Origin of the sequence: Kitasatospora sp. NPDC007106, from assembly GCF_040634455.1 — a bacterium.
Taxonomy (GTDB): domain Bacteria; phylum Actinomycetota; class Actinomycetes; order Streptomycetales; family Streptomycetaceae; genus Kitasatospora; species Kitasatospora arboriphila.
Genome location: NZ_JBEYFP010000479.1, coordinates 1 through 4,562 on the forward strand (window position 1 = coordinate 1; position 4,562 = coordinate 4,562).

Here is a 4,562-nt window from a genome sequence, read left to right on the forward strand (position 1 = left end):
CCCGGGCTGCGGTGGCGGTGCATGCTGGAGGCGGAAGCCGCACCGCGTCCACCGCCCGGCCGCACCGCCGGGAGGCCGCGCCGACGGGAGGCCACAGCCGATGGCTGCCGAGACCGGGACGACCACCGGAACCACCACCGCCTGGGTCGTCGACCACCCCGCACCCGCCGCCGACCGCCCGCTGCGCCGGGTCGAACGGCCACTGGAACCGCTCGGACCGAGGAGCCTGCTGCTGGAGGTCCGGGCCTGCGGCGTCTGCCGGACGGACCTGCACCTCGCCGAGGGCGACCTCGCACCGCACCTGCCCGGCTGCCCGCCCGGCCACGAGATCGTCGGACGGGTGCTGCGGGCCGGGCCGCGGGCAACCGACTTCGCCGAGGGCGACCGGGTCGGCGCCGCCTGGCTGGCCGGCACCTGCGGCAGCTGCCGGTACTGCCTCGCCGGCCGCGAGAACCTCTGCCCGGACTCCCGCTACACCGGCTGGGACGTCCCCGGCGGCTACGCCGGCCACGCCGTGGTCGACGCCGACTACGTCTACCGGCTGCCGGAGGGCCCGCCCGACGAGGACCTCGCCCCGCTGCTCTGCGCCGGCATCATCGGCTACCGCGCGCTCCAGCGCGCCGACCTCCCGCCCGGCGGGCGCCTCGGCCTGTACGGCTTCGGGGCGTCCGCACACCTGACCGCACAGCTCGCCCTCGCCCGGGGCGCCCGCGTCCACGTGCTGACCCGCTCCGCCGAGGCCCGCAGGCTCGCCCAGGACCTCGGCGCCAGCTCGGCCCGCGGCGCCGACGACAGCCCGCCCGAACCCCTCGACTCGGCGATCCTCTTCGCCCCGGTCGGCGACCTCGTCCCCGTCGCCCTCGCCGCCCTCGACCGCGGCGGCACCCTCGCGGTGGCCGGGATCCACCTCTCCGACATCCCGCGCCTCGACTACCGCCAGTACCTCTTCCAGGAGCGCACGCTGCGCAGCGTCACCGCCAACACCCGGGCCGACGGCCGCGCCTACCTCGCCGAGACCGCCGCCCACCCGCCCACCGTGCACGTCCGCCGCTACCCGATGAGCCGCGCCCCCGAAGCCCTCGCCGACCTCGCCGCCGACCGCGTCACCGGCGTCGCCGTCCTCGTCCCCGACTGACCGCCGGCTCTCCCGGCCGCGCCCGCCACAGTCGCCACCGTCGCCGACCGGACGGGCTGAGCCCCCGAGCGGCGGTTCCGGGGCGCGACGGTTCGTGAACGGGTCCTAGGGCCCTACCGTTGGGGGCAGGGGTGGGTGAGGATCGGGGCACGGCAGCAGGGAGGCTGGTCATGGGGCACCGCACGGTGGAGTCGGTGATGACCCGGGACGTCGTCCGGGTGGCACCGGAGACCGGATTCCGGGAGATCGTGGCGCTCCTGGCGGAGTTCGACATCACGGCGGTGCCGGTGGTGGACGCCGAGGACCGGCCGGTCGGGATCGTCTCGGAGGCGGACCTGCTGCGCACCCTGGCCGCCCAGGAGGACGACCCGGCGACCGCGTCCGCGGCGGACAGGGCCCCGGCGGGCACCCCCGACAGCGGCAGGGCCGCGGTGACCGCGGCGGAGCTGATGACCGGCTCGGTGCTGTGCACCACGCCCGGCGCGAGCGTGGTGGCGGCCGCCCGGCTGATGACCGCGCACGGGGTGAAGCGGCTGCCGGTGGTCGACGCGGACGGCCGGCTGGCCGGCCTGGTCAGCCGGGGCGACCTGCTGCGGGTGTTCCTCCGCGAGGACCGGCTGATCCACCGGGAGATCGTCGAGGAGGTGCTGGGCAAGGTCGACGGAGTGAGCCCGGCCCTGGTCGGCGTGGAGGTGGTGCAGGGCCGGGTGGTGCTCAGCGGCACCATCGAGACCCCGGGACTCGCGCCGCTCGTGGTGCGGCTGTGCCGCTCCGTCGACGGGGTCGTCTCGGTCACCGACCGCACGGGCACCGGGACGGAGGGCGGACCGGACCCGGTGCACGCCTACGCGACCGGTCACGTCTTCTGACCACACCCGGACCACACCCGGACCGCATCCCGCCCGCACCCCGACCGCGCGCACCTCACCGGCGCCTCAACCGCGGAGCACCGCCACCAGCGCGCAGGCGAACACCGCCGTCACCCAGGTCCACAGCACCGACAGCGCCACGTGCGCGGCGGTGCGCAGCCGGTCCCCGCGCCAGAGCGCCGGGGAGAACACCGCGAACTCGAAGAGCCAGCGGATGCCCCAGAAGAGGGTCTGCGCGGTGAGCAGCGCGGTGCCGAGCCGACCGCCCGCGAGCAGGTCGGGGGCGAGCAGCAGCGGCAGCAGGCCGAGCAGGACGCAGGTCAGGGCGATGAAGAACAGGTGCACGTAGGAGACCTGACGGGTCAGCAGCGTGGTGCCGGCCAGGTCGGAGGGCCAGCCGATGAACCGCGGCAGGACGGCGTGCAGCGCGCCCATGGCGATCAGGGCGGCGCCCACCAGCCGCAGTTGGCCCTCCAGGGTGAGCAGGTGGGTCACGGTGTGCCGTCCTTCCGGTCCGGGGCGTCGGTCTGCGTGAAGGCGAAGGCGGTCACCAGTCCGGCGATCCGCCGTTCGGCGACCGGGTGCAGGCCCGCGTCCGCGGCGGCGCCGAGCCAGGTCCGCCGCGAGAAGAAGTGCCGGGCGCCGGGGCCGTAGACGGCGGTGTTGGCGGCGTCCCGCAGGTGCTCGACCAGGACGAGGCGGCCGCCGGGGCGCAGCACCCGGGCGAACTCGGCGAACAGCGCCCGCCGGTCCTCGGCGCGGCGCAGCTCGTGGGCGGCGAAGACGACGAGGACGGTGTCCGCCGAGTCCGTCGCGGCGGGCAGCCGGTCGGGCCGTCCGGCGAGGGTGCCCGGCACGGGCGGCACCCGGCGGCGGGCCCGCCGGATCGAGCCCTCGGTCATCGTCGCCCGGTCGTAGAGGTCCACCACCCGCTGGGGGTGGTCCGGCCGGCGGGCGGCCAGGGGCCGGCTGGTCTCGTCGAGGCCGGCGGAGACCACCAGGTGCTCGCCCGGTCCGGCCGGCAGCAGCTCGTCCAGCCAGTCGAAGGTCTGCAGCTTTGAGCGGTCGTAGACCCACCAGGTGGCGGCGGTGCTGGTCGCCAGCAGTCCCGCGGCGGCCGCCGCACCGAGCCGGGCGATCCGCGCGGCCGGCCCGGGCAGACGGTGGGAGACCGCGAGCCCGGCCCCCGCGGCGAGGCAACCCGCCACGTACATCGGCCAGTTGTAGTAGACCACCTCCCGCAGCCCGGAGAACCCGCGCTGTTCCTGCTGCTCGCCTGCCGTGATCCGGTTCACCGCTCGGCCCCGTTCTCGGCGCGGCGCCGGCCGGCCTCCCAGCCGTACTCGAGGTCGGCGACGTGGAAGGCGTTGGCGAGGACGGGGGTCGTCCCGGCGAAGGGGCCGTGCCGGAAGAAGGTCGGCGGGGTCGGCAGTTCGACGGCGACCGGGGTCGGCTCCCAGCGGGTCCGGGTGGCCTTGACCACGATCATCGAGCCGGTCTCCGGCTCGTGCTCGAAGGTGTAGGGCAGCGGCCCGGCGAACCGGCGGGCGTCCTTGGCGGAGGCGAACGGGCTGCCGGCCGGCAGGTCCGCGGGGGCGCCGCCGAGGTCGGCCCGCACGTGCAGGTCGGCCCGGCCGTCGCGGCTGACGATCCGGAACTCCAGGGTGTCGTCGACGACCCGGCTGCCGATCCGGGCGAGCCGGTAGCGGTAGCGGGAGAGCAGGTTGCCGCCGAGCACCATGACCCGGCTGTCGGTGTCGCTGCGGAGGATCTTCAGGCCGCGCATGGTCCGCCCGGTGGGGGTCGGGAAGCGGGTGAAGATGCGGTACCCGGTGAGGATCCGGTCGGCGCCGAGGCCGGCCGGCAGGAAGGCGGGCCGCAGGTCCCGGGTGTCCACCAGGGCGGCGGCCACGAAGCCGTGCTCGGTGCCGCCCGGGTCGGTGTAGGTGTCGAGGGCGAGGCCGGGCGGCAACAGGGGCTGCAGGACGTCCGGCGGCAGGGCGTAGGTGAGGACCAGCGAGTGCGCGAAGCGGGTCCGCATGGGGACGGGGTGGCGTTGCAGCAGGTGCTTCATCGCGGGTCGGCTCCGTCCGTCCCGGTGCGGACGGCCCGCACCACGCCCCAGATCACCGAACGGTCCTCGGCGGCGAGCCCGGGCCCGGCCGGGCCGGGTTCGCGGAGGCTGCGGACCACCGCGACCCCGCCGGGCCGCACCGCGTGCTCGACGGCGGCGCGCAGCCGGCGGGCGAAGTCCGGCCCCGGTCCGTCGACCACGTTGGAGAGCGTCACCGCGTCGTAGCGGCCGGCCGTGGAGCGCTCCAGGTGTTCGACGACCTCGCCGAGCACCAGCCGCACCCGGCCGCCGCCGGCCGGAAGGGCGGTGGCGTCGGGGCGTTCGCGGCCGAGCAGCAGCCGCCAGGCCCAGTCGTTGGCCGCGTTGGGGTGCCGGGCGACCGTCCGGGCGATCCGGCGGAGCAGCACGGTGTCGAAGCCGGGCGGCAGGGCGCAGCGGAACCCCGGCCGCAGGGCGGCGGCGAGCGCCCCGGCGGGCCGCAGGG

6 protein-coding genes are annotated in these 4,562 nt (G+C 76.6%); 2 read left to right on the top strand and 4 right to left on the bottom strand.

Going from position 1 to position 4,562, the window contains the following annotated elements; translation table 11 throughout:
* The first annotated feature begins 100 nt into the window (after positions 1-100).
* Together ABZ641_RS26480 and ABZ641_RS26485 are read left to right on the top strand one after the other, a co-directional pair.
* Positions 101-1,135: a zinc-dependent alcohol dehydrogenase family protein gene (locus tag ABZ641_RS26480; protein ID WP_344627869.1), complete on the top strand. Its 1,035-nt coding sequence runs from the start codon at positions 101-103 to the stop codon at positions 1,133-1,135.
* A 170-nt stretch (positions 1,136-1,305) separates the two neighbouring features.
* Positions 1,306-2,004: a CBS domain-containing protein gene (locus tag ABZ641_RS26485; protein ID WP_344627870.1), complete on the top strand. Its 699-nt coding sequence runs from the start codon at positions 1,306-1,308 to the stop codon at positions 2,002-2,004.
* Between the two features lie 66 nt (positions 2,005-2,070).
* On the opposite strand, the gene ABZ641_RS26490 is transcribed toward ABZ641_RS26485, so the two are convergent.
* The 4 genes from ABZ641_RS26490 to ABZ641_RS26505 all read right to left on the bottom strand — a co-directional run.
* A complete protein-coding gene (locus tag ABZ641_RS26490) occupies positions 2,071-2,499 on the bottom strand; it encodes a hypothetical protein (protein ID WP_359985573.1) in 429 nt (142 codons plus the stop codon).
* Complete coding sequence (locus ABZ641_RS26495) at positions 2,496-3,299, bottom strand: methyltransferase domain-containing protein (RefSeq protein ID WP_344627872.1); 804 nt, start codon at positions 3,297-3,299, stop codon at positions 2,496-2,498. Before ABZ641_RS26495 ends, ABZ641_RS26490 begins: the two co-directional genes overlap by 4 nt.
* Entirely contained in the window at positions 3,296-4,078 is a 783-nt protein-coding gene (locus tag ABZ641_RS26500; RefSeq protein ID WP_344627873.1) for a DUF2071 domain-containing protein, read from the bottom strand. Before ABZ641_RS26500 ends, ABZ641_RS26495 begins: the two co-directional genes overlap by 4 nt.
* Positions 4,075-4,562, bottom strand: a 488-nt coding sequence (locus ABZ641_RS26505) for a hypothetical protein (RefSeq protein WP_359985576.1), incomplete at its 5' end; no start/stop codon positions are given. The genes ABZ641_RS26505 and ABZ641_RS26500, both read right to left, overlap by 4 nt.

What these genes read in the sequence shown, in the direction of transcription:
- ABZ641_RS26480 (WP_344627869.1), top strand. Translation starts at nt 101, where the DNA reads ATGGCTGCCGAGACCGGGACGACCACCGGAACCACCACCGCCTGGGTC.
- ABZ641_RS26485 (WP_344627870.1), top strand. Translation starts at nt 1,306, where the DNA reads ATGGGGCACCGCACGGTGGAGTCGGTGATGACCCGGGACGTCGTCCGG.
- ABZ641_RS26500 (WP_344627873.1), bottom strand. Translation starts at nt 4,078, where the DNA reads ATGAAGCACCTGCTGCAACGCCACCCCGTCCCCATGCGGACCCGCTTC.